Source organism: Marinobacter halodurans, from assembly GCF_004327985.1.
In the GTDB taxonomy this organism is placed as follows: domain Bacteria; phylum Pseudomonadota; class Gammaproteobacteria; order Pseudomonadales; family Oleiphilaceae; genus Marinobacter_A; species Marinobacter_A halodurans.
Window position 1 is genome coordinate 1 of sequence record NZ_SJDL01000171.1, and the last position, 750, is coordinate 750.

Annotated in this window: 1 protein-coding gene; it reads right to left on the reverse strand. The window is 48.5% G+C overall.

Annotated features, from left to right (window positions below; all coding sequences use genetic code 11):
- Nucleotides 1-153: 153 nt before the first annotated feature.
- Nucleotides 154-750, reverse strand: a 597-nt coding sequence (locus tag EZI54_RS24740; RefSeq protein WP_242674590.1) for a DUF6988 family protein, incomplete at its 5' end; no start/stop codon positions are given.

Consider the following 750-nt stretch of genomic DNA (forward strand, 5'->3'; position numbering starts at 1 on the left):
CATCAAAGGATTTCAGCTTCTGGAACTGGTCGTTAACAACGTCGAGTTCCGGGACGGAGAAGCGGTTGAGCAACAATCAGACAGGAACGCTGCCTGATGTTCATACACCAGATTTGACGATAACTCGGAAAACCGGTCCCGTTGACGCACTTGTTAAAAATCCCCGAGTTCATCCCTGGCTTTTTGATCAAGGCGCCCATCGAGTTCGGAATTACCGGCCACTTGGGCAACCATATGAACGCTCAAAAAGGCTAGTGCTGTTGCATGCTTAATCATTAGGACAATTTCCCGATCATCATACTGTGGCGACTGGATGTTGTCGGTGAAACGCCGGCTTAGCTGTTGGTAGCCACTATGAGTAAAGCCATTCAGGTCTTTCCATGTAGCGCTCTTTGCCCTCGACAAAATCCCTGATTGAAAGTCGTCATTCCTTTCAAGATCTTCAATCAGAAGACCCATTCCTTTCATCCGTAAGGTATCTTTTTGATATTTTTCGAGTTCGTTCTCCGAGGCACACAAATATAGCCATGCACCTCTGATGTATGACTCGAATACGCAACGCGCCAAGGCAAAGGCAGAGCCTGTCAGCCTCAGGTTAACCAGTTGGACGATAGCCTTATAATCCCCCTCTGTCAGCCTAGTTGTCCAGTAGGCGATTTCGCCTGATTTTTCCGAGTCGGGGCGGCATGGGAGCATGTCATGCCACGTTATTCCGAAGAACGTAAAGCCGCAGTGCTGAAGAAGTTGTTG